This window comes from Pseudomonas marvdashtae (assembly GCF_014268655.2).
GTDB classification, from domain to species: Bacteria; Pseudomonadota; Gammaproteobacteria; order Pseudomonadales; family Pseudomonadaceae; genus Aquipseudomonas; species Aquipseudomonas marvdashtae.
The window spans coordinates 2,504,277-2,520,974 of record NZ_JABWQX020000001.1; the positions used below are offsets into that span (position 1 = coordinate 2,504,277).

Consider the following 16,698-nt stretch of genomic DNA (forward strand, 5'->3'; position numbering starts at 1 on the left):
TCCTAGCTACTGGGACCACACTTGCCAGATCGGTGTCCAACGTGTTGGATTCAGCGAACTGGACGGCCTGGAGCGTAGATGACGGAAGGATTCTATCAAACTGCGCTGCTTCGAGCAAATCTCGTAGAGCTCCCTTCCTTCAAGATTCAAGAAAATCCAAGATTTTTGTTATACCTAGCTGCGTGGGCTCAGCTCAGCCAGCGCCGCGAGGATTCACCTGCGTGCGTATGTTGGCGGTATTACCAAGCAGAAGAAGCCATAGGCTTTGATGGTTCTTTTGTTGTTTTGTTGTGGAGGGGCCCTTGCGGCGCCCCCACAACACACCTGGCGTCTACCCAGGCTTGTGGTTATCCAGTACTCGATTGACCGCTAATTCCCCCAACATGATGACCCGCTGCAGCACCAGCATCGTTTGGCGTCGTGGGCCGTCCGTGATGTCGGTGAGTTCGCTGACCAGCACGCTGGCGGATGCCAGGTTTTCGCACGCCTCAACGAGCAACGTTTCGTCATCCACCGTTGGGTCGATGGTGAAGATCGTGCCGCGCCTGTAGGGCCGTATCTGCGTTTTCGGCGCCCCGGGGTTGAGGTAGATCTTGAGCGCGCGGTCTGCCGCCTCTTTCAATTTTTCGGGGTCGAGAGAGTCGTCGTAGAGTACCGAATAGATATCCGGGGGATTGGGCGTTACTTTGAACATAATTGACATTCCTACATTGGGGCTGCAACCGTTCTCGACTAAAAGAAGGGTGGCGGCTGTGCGCAGGTTAGTCGACCGGTAGGAATGGCAAAAACCCGGCGCGCCCGAGGACGCCCTGCGCACAACCACCATTTAGTGCAGGCATATAAATGACCTGACTGAACGGTGCTCAAGCACCTTACCAAACCTGATGGGCGACTAAACCCGACCACTGATGAGCAGTGGCAGGTCAACGATAGAGTCCAGGGGCAAAGTGCACAAGCCAGCGGATTCTGAAGCATGCGTAAGGAAGTCCGCAAGGTCTCGTAGCCTTTAAGGCGTAATGTGGAGTGTATTTAAACGTGTCGCGCTGGATATGTTTACAGCCATTAAACACGGCGACTTTACTTCGTTATTTTTTGGGGCTGTATTGCTGAAAATACAGCGTCTTATGGGAGGCTTCGGGCTCATCGATATTAAACGGGATCATGCCTTATATAATACGCTGGTGATGCTTTGAGGAATTTTCCTACATTTGACCGCAGCAATGATGTGCATTCTCGGCAGAGGGTTTGAGGTTGGAGGCGATCTTTGGTGATTGGCTTCGGCCTTCGATCGCACATGAAGGGCTTTGAAGGATGCTTGGCGGAGGGAGGCAGCTGTACGAGGTCACCGGCTGAAAGATCGCACTCAATGCAGTGGGTTGAACCTCGCACAGCTACCAGAAAGCTCTGGCGGTTAAAAGATGGCACTGTACGCCGGTGTGGACCGGGGATTTGCAATGCCGGAGTGCCCAGGGGGCCCGGCGTACAGCGCTATCAAACATCGGGCGGAGCGGCCTGTTCATTCATGAGAGGTACCTAAGTACAACCGCAGGCTGCTCCGCCCGGTCACCGCGAGCGGTGACGAGGGATAAGATACCGGGGGGGCTATGGATGCGCTGCCGGGGGATTCTGTGGTGGTTGTAGGGAATGGCGCTGGGGGTTGTAGCCCGTCGAAAGACTCCTATCCCTAGAAGGCATAGTCTTCGACATTGCGTACGGACTCACCGCTAAATGGCTGCTAATCTTCAGCGTCCCTCTGTCTAGCGTAATGAGGCTCAGATTTGGCTCAGCTCCCAGTTGCGAATGACATCCAAGCCAGCGTCGATTCCATCAATGCTGAGATATTTGAAGTCTTACGCGATGCGAAAGTACTTGCCCGGCGCTACTACCGGTTAACGGGCAAGCCGTTAGGTATTACCGGTGAGGTGGCTGAATACGAAGCCGCGACCAAGCTTGGCCTGGATCTACATTGCGCCAGAAAGGCCGGTTACGATGCCACCGAAATCAGAAATGGCTGCCCTGTACATATCCAGATCAAAGGCCGGTGCGTGGTGAACCCGGCCAGGATCGTCGGCCGATTGGGCTCGATTGATTTGGCGCAGCCCTTCGACGCGGTGCTGTTGGTGTTGCTTGACTCTGATTTCAACGCTTTTGCTATGTACGAGGCCAGTCGTTATGCGGTGGTTGCCGCCCTGACTAAACCGGGTTCAAGAGCTCGCAATGAACGGGGTTCGTTAGGGATTCGGCAGTTTATGGCAATAAGCTCGCAGCGTTGGCTGCGTCAATAGATGCATCCTACGAAGAGTTGTTGTAGGCACCGCATGGCGCAATATGATGATACTTTCTCCATGATTGGAGACTTTCAGCTCATCATTTTTTCGTAGTGCCCTCCAAAGCCGGTCTTTAGAAAAACCTGCTTGAAGCGCGCTATATAATTGTCTGGAGACATTTCCCCGAAATCAGTTAGGTTGACTGCGTCGGAGTGAGACTCTCTATTTACGTATCGATAGAGAGCACGAAATTCAGTGTCTTCTTCCTCCAGCTCCAGCAAGGCTTGTTGCAACTGATCTTGCCGATGAACAAAGGCAAAGTAATACTCAAGAATGTTTCGCATCATGTTTGGGATCACATTTACGGACGTACGCCCTTCCTGTGCATCCTTGATGGTCTGCCAGAAGGATTGATAGTCATTTTGTATTTCATTGGGCTTCATTGGTATGATAGTGCTATAGATAGCTTTAGTGATCCGAAATAGCGAAAACTCGTCCGATTTTTTCAGATGCTTCAGCATTTCGTGAAAGAAAAACAGATTGTGCGTGAGAATAAAGACCTGTTTAAAACGGTCTTTGGGGTTGAGCACGCGACGATAAATTAGTGAAGCTATATCATAGATATAGTTGTGCGAAAGGCTCGATATAGGATCGTCGATGACGATGACGCGATTGCTTTTTAGCTTGCCGCCTTTGCTGTCCAACTCTCCATTGCAGACTTCCAAAAAATATAGAAAGGAAATCAGAGTTTTCTCGCCCTCACTGAGGGTCTTGAAGACCCCTGTCGCTTGATTGGGGCGTTGAAGCTTGTACTGAGGAAGCTCGCCATCTTCCTTGACGACGGTGAACCCCTTAAGCCCTAGCATATTGAGTGAGACGTTGATGCTGTCGATGGACTGGTCAATATTTGTAATTTTTGCTTTGCTTGCGATGATGATGTCCCGGTGAACTTGTGCTTTTTGGCGAATATCTTCGATCACCTTACGCTTTTCATCGCTTTTCTTTTCGTGCTCCTCGTAGGCCTTTTTTGCAGAGACTATCAGGGGGTCGCAGTTGACTCTAAAACAGTTCCAGAACTGTACCTTTATTTTCTCTAAGTGGGTTTTTTTGTCTTTTACTTTGAGGTTGAACGCATCAATTTTAGCTTGTTCTGCCGCGACCAAGGTATTGAGCTTAGCTAGAATATCGCTTGTAGGATGAAGGGTAATAGATACGGAGGGACTCGCTAATTTGGCTGAGAGGCTTTGGATATTTTGTTGCAGATTAACTTCCAGCTCCGCGATGGGGGCTTGAAAAGTAGGTAGCTGGTATTCCGGTCGACGATATTGAAGCTGGAGGCGTCCAGCCCCTGTTTCATATCGCGCCTTCAATGCAGTCAGTAGTTTTATCCTATCATCATAGGTCTTATCAAAAACCTTGCTGATCTCATTGTAAAATCCCTCCGGAAGCGTTTGCTGACAAAATGGGCAGCGTTGGTCTTCCTTGTTCACGAGCCCTAACGCTTGCTTGACCCAATCTGAATTACCCAATTCGCGAATCAGCGCTGAAAGATAAGAGTCGCCGGAGCCGGTAATGACTTCCTGTAGCACCGCATCTTGCTCAATGTCGCCCTCCGAAAATCGGAAAACCGAGATGCCCGGCAATTCAATGTCACTCGCAGATTGCAGCTGCGCAGCCTCAGCCATCAGAGTTTCAACTGTGTTGGATGCTGGTAAGAGCTTCAGTTGGAGGACTTTTTCGGCCAGCTTTTCTTTAGTATGGAAAGAGGTAAAACAATACTTCAATGCGGAGTTGTCGAACGGTTTCTTAAGGGCCCAAAGCTGCTCTCGCAATTTTTCCTCATTCGCTTTGTGAGCCGCTGCGAGTGCAAGTCCCGCGTTCACTTCGATCTGTCGTTCTTCTGCGAGCTTCTTGAGCGCAGCCTCCGCAGCCTCCAGTGCTTTCTCAGCCTCAATGTTGCCTTCGTTCAGCGTGAACACGCCAGGTTGAGAGCTCGCGTGAAAATTTTTCTCCGTGAAGGTGTGGTTGTACACCAGGACTTCACGTTCTGCGTCAGCAGGCTGAGTGCTGCACTGGTAATAGATCACATCCGCCGGATCCTGCAAAAAATTACCAATCGTGGTCTTCCCGGTTCCGTTGTGCCCGTAGAACACGTTCACCTTGGTAAGCGGCCCAATCGTTGAGCTCTTGTCGGGGGAGTAGCTGGAAACACCGCGCAGAATGATATTTTTTATCACGAGGCTATCCTTGGCAAATGGAGCGAGGACGGAGGTGAGCGTTATGCTGTGCCTCAAGCATAGAGCTGAATGGCCATCATCGTGGCTCTTCGTGCGCTATCCCATGCTTAAAGCGTAATTTTCATCAAATGTACCCACTCGTCCCATAGCAACACCGCACCATTTACTCGCAACAGATGGCAGTTGATGCTGAATAGATAAGGCTGCGTCACTATTGGCCTTATCAGTTGGGGCTATCAGGAAATCCCAAGATTCTTGTTATATCTCCCCAACTGATCCTCCCCACCCACCCGAAAAATATTCGCCAGATAATCCAGCAACACCACCTCATCCCCGTTAATCATCTGCCGCACATAGGTCGCCGAAAACGGCGTCTCATACTTGGTCGGATCACGCGGTTTATGCGTACCCAACTGATACTCCTTCCCGGTAATGGTCATGGTCGTGACCAGCGGAATCTCGTTCACCAGCCCGCCGTTGTTGAACACCTGGACGTTGGAGCGGCATTGCAACTGCACGCTCTTGAACGGTGTGACCAGCTTCTTGGCCGCCTCAACGTACAGGCTGTTCCAAGTGATTTTGCCTTCGAGCTTGTCGATGCCATCCGGCAGTTCGATCAGCCCGACCATGCCCAGCCCCTGAAAGTCGCTCGACACGGTTTTGATGCTGCCCAGGTCTATCTCTTCGCACTTGCCAAAGAAGCTGGTGCCATCGAGGTAGACGTTGGCGTTGGAGATACGGTGTGCGCTAAAGCCTGCCATTTATGCAGCTCCCAAGTTGACCAGGTATTGCCCGGTGATTTCGGTTTCGAAGGTGCCGCGTTCAAAGGGCGGCGGTACGGTGAGTTTGTAGTTGAACAGTGCGTGGCCTTGTTCAAGTTCGGTTTGGGGATTGCGGGCCGGGTCGTACCAACATTCGCCGCCGAGCAAGGCGCCGTCGCCGATGAGTTTGCGCAGGAAAAGGTTGACGCTTTCGGTGATGCTGGTGATGAGCGAGGTGGTGAGTGGTTGGTCGACGAACTGCAGCGCGCTGTAGCGGATGGATTCGTCGACGACGTCTTTGGTGCGGCGCACGTTTTCGAAGTTGCGCATGTGGGTGACGCTGGGCCAGGCCGCGGTGCGGTTGCCCCACAGGCGCAGGCCGGTGCCGAAGGCGTTGAAGACGGTGGTGATGCCGTTCTCGTTGAGCAGGTTGACTTCGCTGTGTGAGTCATCGACCCGCGCGGTTAGCGGCCGCTCCAGGCCGATGACGCCGATCAATTCCTGATTGGAACTGCTCCACCAATAGCCGTGGTCGTTGTCGACTTTGGCGCGCAGGCCGGCGGCGCGGATGGACAACGGTTGCAGGCGCTCGCCCTTGGCGGCGTCGTGGACTTTGATATGCGGATAGCACAACCGAACACGGTCGCTGCTGGTGTTGAAGTTGATGGCGCCCGCTGGCCCGCGCCCGGCCAGTACCTGTTGCACGGTGGTGCCGATGGGCGCGTCGATGTAGGCGATGCCGCCAACTTGGCCCGCCGCGGCGCCCAGTTCGGCGGTCACTTCTTTCAAGGTGCTGAAGCCTGGGGCAATGAAGATCTTAGGGAAGAAGCCCAGTTGGTTGTAGCTGTCTTGGAAGGCTTTCAGGCCGGTGCGCCGCCCAGCAGCGTTGACGGCGCCGATGATGTCTGTCGCGGTGACTTTGCTGGGATCGGCGTGGGTGTAGTCCACTTTGATCTGGGCATTGGCGGCGATATTGCCCGCCGGCAACCGCCTGATGTGGCCCGAGAGCATGTCCACGTTGTAATCGGTGTTTTCTATATGTGTGACCAATCCGTCGGCGGACTTCATTTGCAGCGTTTGCAGTCCGCCGTGTTCCAGTTGCAATAGATCGTTGGGGGCGAACTGTTGGTCTTGCTCTTCCACGGTGGCGCTGTGGATGGCGGGATCGAGCACGTTGACGACCAGTACGGTGCCGACGCCGAAGTCGAAGACGCCTTGCAGGGCTTCGGGGATGGAGAAGCCTGTGATGTGCGGGCCGAACTGTGCGGCATGGATGTCGTTAAGGCATAGGGTCAGTTCGTTGATGGGGCCGGTGGGCGCGGTGCCGACAACGGCGATGACGGCGGATTTGACCACGCGGATGGACCTGGGGCCGCGTTCGACTTCGGTGGTTTCGATGCCGTGTAGGTAGTTGGCGGGCATGGGTTATTCCTTAAGGGCGGATATTGATGGTGCTTGTATTGCCTTTGCGGATGAGCCCGCTGGCAGGGGGTTGGCGTGGAACGGTTGCAGGTGTTTGAGGGCCAATAGGACGCGGGTGTATTCGTGATCGGCGGGCATGCTGACCGGTTGGCCTGGGTGCAGGAGGACTTCGAGGCGTTCGCCGGTTTTGCCGACGCGTAGAGAGGCGCAACTGGGTGGCCCGGCGTAGCGGTAGGTGGTGAGTTTCATGGGTGCTCCTGAAGCTGGACGGAGGTCAGTTTTGGCCCGCTTTCGGGGGCCTGGGTTTGCAGGTGTGGGATGCCGGCGGCGAAATCTTGGGCGTACTGCCAGAGGCCGTTGTGATGCCCAATAAAGTGTTCGGAAACAGGACGGCAGGCCTGGTTGGCGTGCGGCGGATACCAGCCGGTGAGGCAGGTGCGGATGCGGTCAAGGTGACTGACGACGCCGTCTTTGCCGTTGAGTTGGCGGAACACCAACGTGAGGCGCAGCACCAGGTGACGCGCTTGGAAACAGGCGTCGGTGCTTTCTGAATGGCCGAAGGTGGATTTGCCGTAGGCGAGCAAGACGGCGCCGCGAGGATGGTTGAGCCGGTATTGCAACGGGTTTTCGGGGAACAGCTCGATCATCAGTTCGCGGCCGAGGTCGGCTTGAAGCCGGGCGAGCATGGCGTCGAGCAGTTGTTCGGTTTGGGTTTTGGCCGGCGTCATTAATAGCGGTCCCACTGCTGGGCACCGAACTGTTGAGGGCGTGCGCGCACGCGGATCTCGCCCGGCTCTGGCACGGCCTGGCCGGTGGGTGTGCCGAGGGTGATGACGCCATCGCGGATGTTTTCCAACAGTTTGAGGGTGTCGTTGCGGCTGTCTTTGACGGCGTCGGGCAAGGCGCCCTCGGGGCGGCGTTGGTAGAGCCAATGGCGGGCCAGGTAGACCACGGCGTCGCGCAGGATGGTGGGCACCGGGTGGAGTGGCAGTTGATAGCGGCCGCGTAGGTAGCCGTCGACCAGTTCCTCGGCCTGACGCACGCCGTCGTCGATGACGCTTTCGTTGGGTGCGGTGGCGGCCGGGTCGTCGTTGGAGAGCTGGGTAAGCGTCATCATCGGGATGGCCGTGCTGAGGTCGGCGCGGGTGCAGTAGCGCATGGCTCAGCCCACCTTCAATTCGACAAGGGCTTCGGGAAACAGGCACATGGCCAAGGGGTTGGCTTGGGCTTCCAGGTCCCAGCCTTTGCCCATCTTGCGTGGCTCAGCCTTGCTGTAGAACGCCTGGCCGAGGGTGTTGACGGTCTCGTTGTAGTTGGCCGGTGCGTTGAACAGACGGAACGCGCCGCGGGCCACAGGAAAGACCTGGGCGATGTCGGCCGGAATGAAGCGTTGGCCGCTGACGGTGACGTCGTATTCGATGTATTCGATGCCGCCGAAGGTGAAGCCCGAGCGCATGTCGCCACCTAGACGATCTTGGGCCGCCTGGTAGTGGGCAAAAGCTTCTTTGACGTTGGCATGGTCGGTGAAGGCGTCAAACCAGTCTGGCCCGCACAAGGCGCGAAAGCCGGTGACCATGACGCCGCCGAGTTTGGATTCGGCGTGGCGCTTGGCGTCGAGACAGGCTTTGCGCACGTTGGTGTCGGGGTTGCTGAGGGCGACGGTGACCTTCTTTTGTTTGACGTTGAATTCATCAAAGAGGTCGGTCAACAGCGAGCCGTCGGCGTCCAGCAGCTGGCCACGCAGTGCGCCTACGCGTTGGAATTCGCGGGTGGCTTCGATGCTGTTTTTGAGTTCTTGCAGGTGGTCGTTGACGACGGTGACGACGGGCGCGGTGGCGCTTTCCTGGCCGAAGGCGGCGATGCCTTGTAGCTGGCTGGGCAGGATGGAACTGCTGACCGGTAGGTGCAGGGTTTCGAAGGTGCGACGTTTGCGTTTTCGGTCTTCGAGCGGCGCCGGGTCGTCGTTGCGTGAAGTGTTGGGCACGAGCACCAGGCGGCCTTCGCGCTCGTCGATGATGACGCTGGTGCTGGTGACGCCTTTTTCGTCGAACAGGCCCATGGCGCCAACCTTACCGGGGATGGCCGGGAGTTTGTTTATGGCGGCGGTGAGGTTGGCGACGCTGAACAGGTCTGGCAGGTTCATGGCGGGCTCCGGTTAGAGGGTTGCGCGGGCGACGATGCCCAGGGCATTGAGTTCGTCGAGGGCGGCGGCTTGCTGGGCTGGGGTGATGCCGGAGGGCCAGACCAGGTGCGCTATGGCGAGGACGGCGCCGCGGGCGATGACCACGCCGGGTTGATCGCCAGCCGTGGCGTCTACGCGCTCGGCCAGGACGGCGGCGGCTTTTTTGGCGGTGCCGCTGCCGGCGGGGTCGAAGGCTTGGTATTTGCCGGCGACTTTGGCGAGCACTTGACCGAGTGGGTAGTCGGTGCCGGCGAGCAAGGTGACGTTGCTTTTGGTCCAGCCGGGGCTGACTTGGAGCAGCAGTAAGTCGCCCAGGTCTTTGGGTTGGTTGAAGGTGGCCATGGGGGTTCCTAGCGTTGGGCGCGGGCGGCGGCATCGGCGAGTAAAGGATTGGTGAGTGCGACATCGGGTTGGCCGGTGCGCGCCTTGGTGGCGACTTCGGTGAAGCTGACGGTGTTGGTCAGGTCTTTGAACAGGGTCTTGAGGCCAGCGCTTAGGGGCTGGCGCTGGTCGCCTTCGCCGAATGCCAAGGGGGTTGTGCCGGATTGCACGGCGTCGAGGGCGGCTATGACGACTGGGGCGTGCAGCGGCTTCATGCCGGCGGCGACGAGTTGTTCGGCGTACGCGACGCTGGCGCTGTGGAGGGTTTGTTGGGCGGCGATACGGGCGGCGTTTTCGCGTTGGGCGAGTTCGGCTTTTAGGCGTTTGTTCTCTGCTTCTAATGCACTGGCGCAGGACACGAGTTGGGGGCCGCCTTCGCTGAATTCGATAACGCCGGGTTCACCTTCGGCCAGTTCGATGGGGCGCAGGCCTTTTACGGCAGGTGGTTGGGCGCCGAGGAAGCCGACGTGGCGCAGGTAGTAGACGCCGGGCACGGGGTTGTTGGCGGCGGTTGGGTGGTAGAAGGACGCGGAGATTTTCTTGTAGCTGCCCTTGGCGATTTGCTCGGCGAAGGAGGCGTCGATTTGTTGGGGTTCGGCGATGAGGCCGTGGGCGGTGGCGGATAGGGACTTGACCCAGCCGGCGGCTGGGGCGTCGTGTTGGGGGTGACCGATGACCAGCGGGGCTTCGTGGAGCGACGGGTTGTAGGCGGCGACGGTGGCGGTTAGGTCGGCTTCGGTGAAGTTGTAGGTGGTGCCGCATTGGGCGGTGTGGGTGCCGGGTTTGAAGATGTGGAGTGGGGTCATGGGGCTGCGCTTTGGTGGAGATGGTGTGCGCAGCTTGGGATGAGGTATGTGGTTAGGCTTTTAATCGGGTTTAAGGAGTCGATGTAGCAGCGAGAGATCGCTTGGGGGTGGGCCAAAATTGCATAGTAAAAGGAGTGGCTCTATCCAGGCCACTCCCCTCGGATCGACTAGCGACGCCAAACCGCGTGGTTTTTTGGTTAAACGCTATGGTCTACCGGTGCGAATTCCGCTCTCACGAAGTATGTTTTTTCTTCAGTTTCGAGATTCGAAATACCAGCCTGTGCGCCGACTTTGGCTAGTTTCGCTTTGACTGACAGTTCGAAGTTTTTGTCTGTCGAGAAGGAGGTGCTCTCTTTAATTTCTAGAGACGCTGTCAGACAGCTACCCACTTCGCGGGCGAACACGACCGCTTTCCAGGATGGCTCATAAGAAAGCCAAAAAAAGTTTTCACGATCGACTTTGCTATCTGCTTTCCAAGGCCGGCCAGTTAACGAGAACTCACGAGTATCCAATGTGTCAGTATCGCGTTCGGTTTTACCCTTATAACTGACGTCGCCACTACCCATAGGGCCACCTTGTACCGATGCTCCTGCGGTGACGGAGCTGCGGGTTTTATCCGAGGCTTTCTTGGTGATGCTGATTTTGGTCGCTCCGAGATGGACCAATAGCTTGATTAGTTCCGACTCGCGCTCCTCCAGTAGGATTGCGTCGTAGCTATCACTCGGGATGTAGAGATTTCCGTTATCTGGGGTCGAGTAGTCAGACAGGGGGTGTTTACGGTAAGCCTTACCAACGACGGGGTGCCCGGGCTGGAAGCGGTAGCCAGCCTCTTTCGCTTGGCTGCGGGACAATGAGTGATGTTGTATGTAGGCGGTGAGTAAACGTGTTTCTTCTGGTATAGCTGCGCCTGATTCTTCGGGTGTGGCGCTGCGATCTTTATCGGCGAACGATTCGCTAACGCTGGCCACACCCAAGATTAATGGTAGTAAAGGAGTGAACAACGACGCCGCAGCTATAGCCGCTGCTGAGTACGCTGGTCTCGCTGCAGATAGTGATGTGTCTTGACCCGAGATTGTGAAGTTTGGGGTGTAGCCCGTGCCATCTTTTGGGGTGGAGGCTGATGCGAATTGGTCTTCAACGATGTAGATAAGATCTAGCATTGGACACACTCCTTGTAGGCCAAACGCTTGTTGGCCAAGCCGTAATTTTGTGGCCGCTTCCTAGCAAGGGAAGTTTTTTTATCCCTCTGTGTCGGCCTAACTCCACGAATCTTGATGGGCTGTCAGCCAGGTCGCCGTATGCGCAGTTCTGGTTGTATTGGGGCTGTTGCAAGCTTAGTGAGATGACCAAATTATTGCTCAAATGAGATAGGCTTGGCATCGCGATGGGATCTATTGGTGCGCAATGCCGCTGTCAGGCTTTATAAAGCGTTTACGACTCGCTGATAGTTTCAGCGCGACTCGACGTGAGGGCAACCGGTGAACGTAGCGAGGTAGAGCTCCTACGAATAGCGCTCTATGCATGAAAATTTGGAGCAAAAAGCGTATGAATTTGGGAAGCCCTGACGCGTACATCAGTTTGGTTTCAGGCCTTGTAGGGGCATTTGTTGGCGGATTCTTTACGTTGAAGGGGGCGACTAATGCTCATAAATTGGCGCTGAAGAAAGAGGAAACTGCGGACAGAGAGAGGATGATTACGACGTTAATGCTTCTGCGTACCGAGATTGCCGGTGCTTGGGAGTTATTCATGGAAGAATGCGGCGATGAACTGTCGAAGCCCGCTGGGGGCGCACCTTTTTTGAATATATTACCAGTTGGGAAAAATCCGTTTCCTATTTTCGACTCGGGACCGCCAGCCCTGAACCTTCTACCGCGAGAGCTGGCAAAGGATGTCGTTCACTTCTATATGCGCGCAAAAGGATTAATCGCTACGATCGAAATGAACAACCACGATTATGAGCAAGCTCTCCAATATGCTCGAGTACTTTTGATCAACCATGCAGAGCGTGCTCAGAAGGACGGCGAAGAATTCCCTGATGAGAAACATGACCAACTGTTTAACGGCGGCGTAGATTTCATGGCCGGCCAGCTAGGCATGGGCGATACCGCTGAAGCAATTCGATCGCTTGCGCAAGAGCTGACGCCTATTGTGAAACGCATCACTACAGAAGTAGATGAGCTTTTTTTCTCGCTTTCCGACAACCAGAAACGGACGAACTGATGGCTCTGCCTTCTTTTGATAGGGCTTGGCCTGAGCGAAAAGGCATGAAGCCCCGCATTTTGGTGCTGGAGATCAGAGATAAAGATCGCGTTGAAGCGTCGCCACTTTGCTGGATTGTAGTCGAGCGCGAAGAAAAGTACGAACGTGATTCTAACGGTGAAATCTGCAGTGCCTCAATCCGCTTGTCGTATCGAAGAATCACGGGTAAGCACCCTTCTTACGAGAGTGGACATGGCCAATTTGACAGCAGCTATTCGCGCTTTTTCAATACAGTCTCTCTTACGTCTTCTTCAATAGCCACTGGTTCGGTATACCTCGGACTGCCAGAATTGCATGGACAACGGATTGGCACTTATTTGATGAACGTCATCGTTGAATGGGTGCAGCAGTGGCCTGACGCCGCCGTTAATCCGGTTGAACTGCGGATGGGACAGGCACGCGCCGATAATAAGGCGCGACGTAACCGGTTTTACGAGCAGTTTGGCTTGGAATTTGATTACGTTGATTCGGGAAAGCGCGAAGGCCTGTCACGTCCGATGCAGGTTCGGGCGCTAAACGTGGTTGAAACATGGAAGAAGAATATCTTCGAACACACGATGTTCGACCACTTGGCGGAGCGTTTGGACGCAGTGGAATCTGCACAGGCGAAGTTGGCAGCACTCAACCGTGCCTTTGTGTGTTTGCGCGAGGAACAGAAAAATGCGGAAGCGCGGCCGTTTCGCTGGGCCATAAAAAGGCTGTATAACCAGAGCCGCGGGCTGGTGACGGCCGGGCTAATCCTAGCGGTTTGCATCAGTCTGTTCTGGTTCAAAACGAGGTAGCAGTTGCGCCTCTGGTTCGGCTCCGCAGTGAACAGTGCGGAGGCTTGAGCATATAAAGGCAGGGAACCATGCAAGTCTTGTGGCATCAAGCCAACCCTTTACAGTCGCTATCTGTACCGTATGGATGGTGTGTAGAGCGGTAAATTGCCGCTCTGGAGAGGCGCTCCCGGCTCAGCGGAAGCTGATGTTTCTAACAACAACACAGTATTCGTTAGCTCGCTTGTAGTTTTTGCCTTAGTGAAAAGCTATTTTTTATTACCCTATTTATTTCTTTCTCAGTAAATCCAATGACTTTTAAAAAGTGCAAGTTAAACATTGACTCCATTTTTTCACAGAGAACCCATAGATCTTTTCCCTTTGCGGATCCCTTTTTCAGCTCCTCATTGTAATGAGTTAGGTAGTTCCTTGTATCTACAATTGTCCTTAGCATCTTACTTCTTTCTCCGCTCGTTCCAAGGTGATTCTTGAATGGCTCAATAATTCGCTTTAATCTCTTGCCGAGGTTAATTTCATTTCCGTGCTTCAATCTGCCTTGTAGCCATTCGACATGTTCTTCGGGGCATCCGCTAAGAATTTCCGCAATCATCGCGTCAAAAAATTCTGGCTTCATTAGTGTTTCACGACTGATTCTCCTATGGTAAGTCTCCAATCCTTGAGCCAAAGCCAAAAATTTACCTTCAAGATATTTTTGAGCTCCAGTTTTTGTGGAGAAATACAAGTTCAATGCAGGGTATAAATATTCATAAGCATTTAGCCAGTTGTTGAGCACTTGCTGGGTGTTGGTTGCAATAACGCCGAAGTTAAACAGCATTGAGTGTCGATCTTTTTTTGGCTTTTTTTCGGAGTATGGAATGCTCTGATAGTAGATGGAAATTGGAATGGGGTATTGGTTATTATCCACGCAGCGCTGCTTCTCAGACGAGGTTGCAGAAACATTTTGCAGGGTAACAACCTCATCTATGGCAAAGCACATTAGGTTTGTGATTTTAAAGGCAACAGTCCTAAACTCACTTAATTCGCGCAACTCCTCCGAGACGAGCCTAAAATAAGCTCGCTGAGCAATCTTAGCCTCCGTAATGTTTGGAAATCCAGGGAGCGTATATGCGAAGCAAATTTCCAGCTTCATTCCATTATCGAGGAAGAAGACTTTTTCTTCGGGTGGAGAATAACTAATTGATGCAGTACCAGCGATCCAGTCGCTATCTACGTTAATGCCGCTGATGCCAACCCATTCATCTAAGCAATCCACCGAGAACGAGAAAGCATTGAAGGTTGCAATCTCATCCTTACCCCAGTGAGCCCCACTGAAAACCGTATTTGCGCGAATGCTTGACTTAGAGATACCACCAAATGATATGTTCTTTTTTATATAAAAGCAGTCATCAAGAGTGATTAGGCCATCTTTTTCGACATGGCCAATTATTCGGCTTAGGCCATCGTCGTTATTGAGCAAGTCAGCGCCATCGCTAAAATGCCCAATGATTTCCAGTTCAATTTTTCCGCCATCATTGATTGATAGCACTCCGGGGATTTTATTCTCTTCCTTTTCAAGTAGCCAGAAGTAGCCTGTTTTTTTGTATTCTTCTTCAATTCTCATGTTATTCCTCTCGAGTCTTAACTACCTGGCCAATTTAGAGGGGCCTCCGGAGAGAATGCTGGGCGGGCCGTTACGTTTTTTAACTCATCGCAGTGCGGTTTTGATCGCCTCGCAGAGGTCATCGAATTCTTCACCGAATATCCTACACACCACCCCACAGGTGAGGACCAAGCAGCGCTCAGCATCTAAATTGACCTGCTCACCCATTTCGGCGAACTCTTCATGTTTCCCCGCCTGTAATGAGTACTCGATAATCTCACTGGCTCGATCCGCGTCTACGCCAAGAACGCTGCCAAGCTCCTGAGGAACCTCTGAACATTTTTGAAGAAGCCAAGCCTCGGGCCAGACATTGCCGGGCAAATAATTCATCCGATCGATGATCCAGTTCTCAATGACGTTGTCATTGATTTCAGTCATGTTCTTCGCGTAATCAACATTCTTTTTCTGCAGCACACGCTGATCGCCATCAAAAATGGCCATGATGTTCGACTTCATATCCCGAACATAGTGCGCCGCCAATTGACGTGCAACTGCCCCAGCCGAACCTACGCGAGTAACATTGATTCTGCTTCTTGTATTTCCGTCAAGCATGCTTTCGATGATAACTTTCGCGACTGGGTCTTCAACAAAAATATCCAGTTCCTTCTCGCCCAGCGCCCCCATTTTTGAAAAAGCAAATTCAGCTGAAATTCCTGGGGTGACTTTAGTTTTACCCCCGGAGCTCTCTATGAAGAACCGAGCGTCATCAGGTAAGCATTGGAAAATCTGCTTTGAATGCGTTGTGCAGATGACCTGAGTACCAGTCTTCATACACACCTCTTTGAGGGTCTCAATGAAAAGGCGCTGAGCTTTAGCGTGCAAACCAAGCTCAATCTCATCCAACACCAGAAGCGAGTTCTGCCCGCATGCATAAATAGTGGAGAAAATCTCAAAGAGAGCATTTTCACCCGCTCCCATATTGAACCCCGAATAAATAACATCGCCTACCTTGACAATAGGCAAGCTATATTTACGGTATTCAAGTTGGCGATAATCGTCATATTTCTTGCCGAGAATATACCCTACGGCATCTTTGACGCTATCTTCCCATCCATGAACCTGAATACTTTTAAACGAGCGCGAGTATGAACGCGACTGGCTCCTTTCAGCATGAGGAACTATTCGCTCGATCCCGAGAAACACAACTACCTTTTTCAGCCGTAAATCATAGTCATTCCATCGACCTTTAGCCTTCTTTCTGCGTACTTGGTATGCCACGCCCTCAGGAAGATTCTTCCATCTGTTGTGCGCGATGAAATATCTGATCTCCACCCCGGGCGGCGGTATTTCCTCAGCATGCTGAACAAAAAAGTCCGAGAAAGTATAGTAACTTCGCGTCCTTTTCGAAAGTTTGAAGCCTTTGCTTGTATTGTGATAGGCACAGGCAGCAATAGCCAACATTGTCGACTTGCCTGAGCCATTAATGCCTGCAAAGGCAGTAATTGGATATTCGAGCTTGACGCTAAATTTTGTCAGCCCTCGAAACCCTCCCTGGGCTACCTCAATCCCCCGCAACAGGCCTTTGGTATTGTCATTGACAAACCAATTCCTCAATTTTTTATCAAGATTGCTTTCTCTATACTTCATGAAACTCCACCGCCTCTCCCTGACGAACAGATTTCAATGTAGCACAATGATGGCACTTGATATCCGTCTGACTCATCCAGTTGACCTTCATTTCTGCGTCACCCATGCCTAAAAAACCTGACCTCGTTGCATAGCACGACGCTCATTGCGGGTTTCTGAAGAGCTTGTTCGGAGTTTCCCTAGCGTGCTATTTCGCAAATACATACTTCTTTGGTGGGGGCTGTTGTCGTCAGGCAAGGCACCGCGACGAGTCATAGATGACACCCGCCCCAGTCTCCAAGCCACCGCCGACCGAATCAAGGGCAAACTTTGCGGGCTAAAACCATCGGCCGAAGCACTCCAAGGGGGTCATCTGCCTGAAGTCCTACAGAAACATAC

16 protein-coding genes are annotated in these 16,698 nt (G+C 53.3%); 3 read left to right on the plus strand and 13 right to left on the minus strand.

From position 1 onward, the window contains the following. Nucleotides 1-331: 331 nt before the first annotated feature. Nucleotides 332-694, minus strand: coding sequence for a DUF6124 family protein (locus HU742_RS11235; RefSeq protein WP_186642544.1), 363 nt, complete (start codon nt 692-694; stop codon nt 332-334). A gap of 1,084 nt (nt 695-1,778) precedes the next feature. Here HU742_RS11235 and HU742_RS11240 point away from each other — a divergent pair. After that, nucleotides 1,779-2,285, plus strand: a complete 507-nt coding sequence (locus HU742_RS11240) for a hypothetical protein (protein WP_189664233.1) — start codon at nt 1,779-1,781, stop codon at nt 2,283-2,285. Nucleotides 2,286-2,359: 74 nt separating this feature from the next. On the opposite strand, the gene HU742_RS11245 is transcribed toward HU742_RS11240, so the two are convergent. The 10 genes from HU742_RS11245 to HU742_RS11290 all read right to left on the minus strand — a co-directional run bounded on the left by HU742_RS11245 (nt 2,360) and on the right by HU742_RS11290 (nt 11,216). Beyond that, nucleotides 2,360-4,504: an AAA family ATPase gene (locus tag HU742_RS11245; protein ID WP_186642545.1), complete on the minus strand. Its 2,145-nt coding sequence runs from the start codon at nt 4,502-4,504 to the stop codon at nt 2,360-2,362. A gap of 236 nt (nt 4,505-4,740) precedes the next feature. Then, nucleotides 4,741-5,265, minus strand: coding sequence for a phage major tail tube protein (locus tag HU742_RS11250; protein WP_186642546.1), 525 nt, complete (start codon nt 5,263-5,265; stop codon nt 4,741-4,743). Further along, nucleotides 5,266-6,687: a phage tail sheath subtilisin-like domain-containing protein gene (locus tag HU742_RS11255; RefSeq protein WP_186642547.1), complete on the minus strand. Its 1,422-nt coding sequence runs from the start codon at nt 6,685-6,687 to the stop codon at nt 5,266-5,268. Between the two features lie 3 nt (nt 6,688-6,690). Further along, on the minus strand, nt 6,691-6,936 hold the full coding sequence (locus HU742_RS11260; protein ID WP_186642548.1) for a hypothetical protein: 246 nt from the start codon (nt 6,934-6,936) through the stop codon (nt 6,691-6,693). Continuing rightward, nucleotides 6,933-7,415, minus strand: coding sequence for a Gp37 family protein (locus HU742_RS11265; RefSeq protein ID WP_186642549.1), 483 nt, complete (start codon nt 7,413-7,415; stop codon nt 6,933-6,935). Before HU742_RS11265 ends, HU742_RS11260 begins: the two co-directional genes overlap by 4 nt. Continuing rightward, complete coding sequence (locus HU742_RS11270) at nt 7,415-7,846, minus strand: gp436 family protein (protein WP_186642550.1); 432 nt, start codon at nt 7,844-7,846, stop codon at nt 7,415-7,417. Before HU742_RS11270 ends, HU742_RS11265 begins: the two co-directional genes overlap by 1 nt. A 3-nt stretch (nt 7,847-7,849) precedes the next feature. After that, a complete protein-coding gene (locus tag HU742_RS11275) occupies nt 7,850-8,830 on the minus strand; it encodes a major capsid protein (protein WP_186642551.1) in 981 nt (326 codons plus the stop codon). A 12-nt stretch (nt 8,831-8,842) separates the two neighbouring features. Continuing rightward, nucleotides 8,843-9,211: a head decoration protein gene (locus HU742_RS11280; protein ID WP_186642552.1), complete on the minus strand. Its 369-nt coding sequence runs from the start codon at nt 9,209-9,211 to the stop codon at nt 8,843-8,845. 8 nt (nt 9,212-9,219) lie between these two features. After that, nucleotides 9,220-10,056, minus strand: a complete 837-nt coding sequence (locus HU742_RS11285) for a phage protease (RefSeq protein WP_186642553.1) — start codon at nt 10,054-10,056, stop codon at nt 9,220-9,222. 197 nt (nt 10,057-10,253) lie between these two features. After that, entirely contained in the window at nt 10,254-11,216 is a 963-nt protein-coding gene (locus HU742_RS11290; RefSeq protein WP_186642554.1) for a hypothetical protein, read from the minus strand. Nucleotides 11,217-11,577: 361 nt separating this feature from the next. Between HU742_RS11290 and HU742_RS11295 the strand changes: the two genes are divergently transcribed. Together HU742_RS11295 and HU742_RS11300 are read left to right on the plus strand one after the other, a co-directional pair. Further along, a complete protein-coding gene (locus tag HU742_RS11295; protein ID WP_186642555.1) occupies nt 11,578-12,276 on the plus strand; it encodes a hypothetical protein in 699 nt (232 codons plus the stop codon). After that, the gene (locus tag HU742_RS11300) at nt 12,276-13,097 is read left to right on the plus strand and encodes a hypothetical protein (protein ID WP_186642556.1); all 822 of its coding nucleotides are present in this window, start codon (nt 12,276-12,278) and stop codon (nt 13,095-13,097) included. The genes HU742_RS11295 and HU742_RS11300 overlap by 1 nt, the downstream gene beginning before the upstream one ends. A gap of 211 nt (nt 13,098-13,308) precedes the next feature. On the opposite strand, the gene HU742_RS11305 is transcribed toward HU742_RS11300, so the two are convergent. Together HU742_RS11305 and HU742_RS11310 are read right to left on the minus strand one after the other, a co-directional pair. Further along, nucleotides 13,309-14,694 carry an ApeA N-terminal domain 1-containing protein gene (locus tag HU742_RS11305; RefSeq protein ID WP_186642557.1) on the minus strand — a complete coding sequence of 462 codons (1,386 nt, stop codon included), beginning with the start codon at nt 14,692-14,694 and terminating at the stop codon, nt 13,309-13,311. Between the two features lie 84 nt (nt 14,695-14,778). After that, on the minus strand, nt 14,779-16,320 hold the full coding sequence (locus HU742_RS11310) for an ATP-dependent nuclease (protein ID WP_186642558.1): 1,542 nt from the start codon (nt 16,318-16,320) through the stop codon (nt 14,779-14,781). Nucleotides 16,321-16,698 lie beyond the last annotated feature (378 nt).

What these genes read in the sequence shown, in the direction of transcription:
- HU742_RS11235 (WP_186642544.1), bottom strand. Translation starts at nt 694, where the DNA reads ATGTTCAAAGTAACGCCCAATCCCCCGGATATCTATTCGGTACTCTAC.
- HU742_RS11250 (WP_186642546.1), bottom strand. Translation starts at nt 5,265, where the DNA reads ATGGCAGGCTTTAGCGCACACCGTATCTCCAACGCCAACGTCTACCTC.
- HU742_RS11255 (WP_186642547.1), bottom strand. Translation starts at nt 6,687, where the DNA reads ATGCCCGCCAACTACCTACACGGCATCGAAACCACCGAAGTCGAACGC.
- HU742_RS11260 (WP_186642548.1), bottom strand. Translation starts at nt 6,936, where the DNA reads ATGAAACTCACCACCTACCGCTACGCCGGGCCACCCAGTTGCGCCTCT.
- HU742_RS11265 (WP_186642549.1), bottom strand. Translation starts at nt 7,415, where the DNA reads ATGACGCCGGCCAAAACCCAAACCGAACAACTGCTCGACGCCATGCTC.
- HU742_RS11270 (WP_186642550.1), bottom strand. Translation starts at nt 7,846, where the DNA reads ATGCGCTACTGCACCCGCGCCGACCTCAGCACGGCCATCCCGATGATG.
- HU742_RS11275 (WP_186642551.1), bottom strand. Translation starts at nt 8,830, where the DNA reads ATGAACCTGCCAGACCTGTTCAGCGTCGCCAACCTCACCGCCGCCATA.
- HU742_RS11280 (WP_186642552.1), bottom strand. Translation starts at nt 9,211, where the DNA reads ATGGCCACCTTCAACCAACCCAAAGACCTGGGCGACTTACTGCTGCTC.
- HU742_RS11285 (WP_186642553.1), bottom strand. Translation starts at nt 10,056, where the DNA reads ATGACCCCACTCCACATCTTCAAACCCGGCACCCACACCGCCCAATGC.
- HU742_RS11290 (WP_186642554.1), bottom strand. Translation starts at nt 11,216, where the DNA reads ATGCTAGATCTTATCTACATCGTTGAAGACCAATTCGCATCAGCCTCC.
- HU742_RS11295 (WP_186642555.1), top strand. Translation starts at nt 11,578, where the DNA reads ATGAAAATTTGGAGCAAAAAGCGTATGAATTTGGGAAGCCCTGACGCG.
- HU742_RS11300 (WP_186642556.1), top strand. Translation starts at nt 12,276, where the DNA reads ATGGCTCTGCCTTCTTTTGATAGGGCTTGGCCTGAGCGAAAAGGCATG.
- HU742_RS11305 (WP_186642557.1), bottom strand. Translation starts at nt 14,694, where the DNA reads ATGAGAATTGAAGAAGAATACAAAAAAACAGGCTACTTCTGGCTACTT.
- HU742_RS11310 (WP_186642558.1), bottom strand. Translation starts at nt 16,320, where the DNA reads ATGAAGTATAGAGAAAGCAATCTTGATAAAAAATTGAGGAATTGGTTT.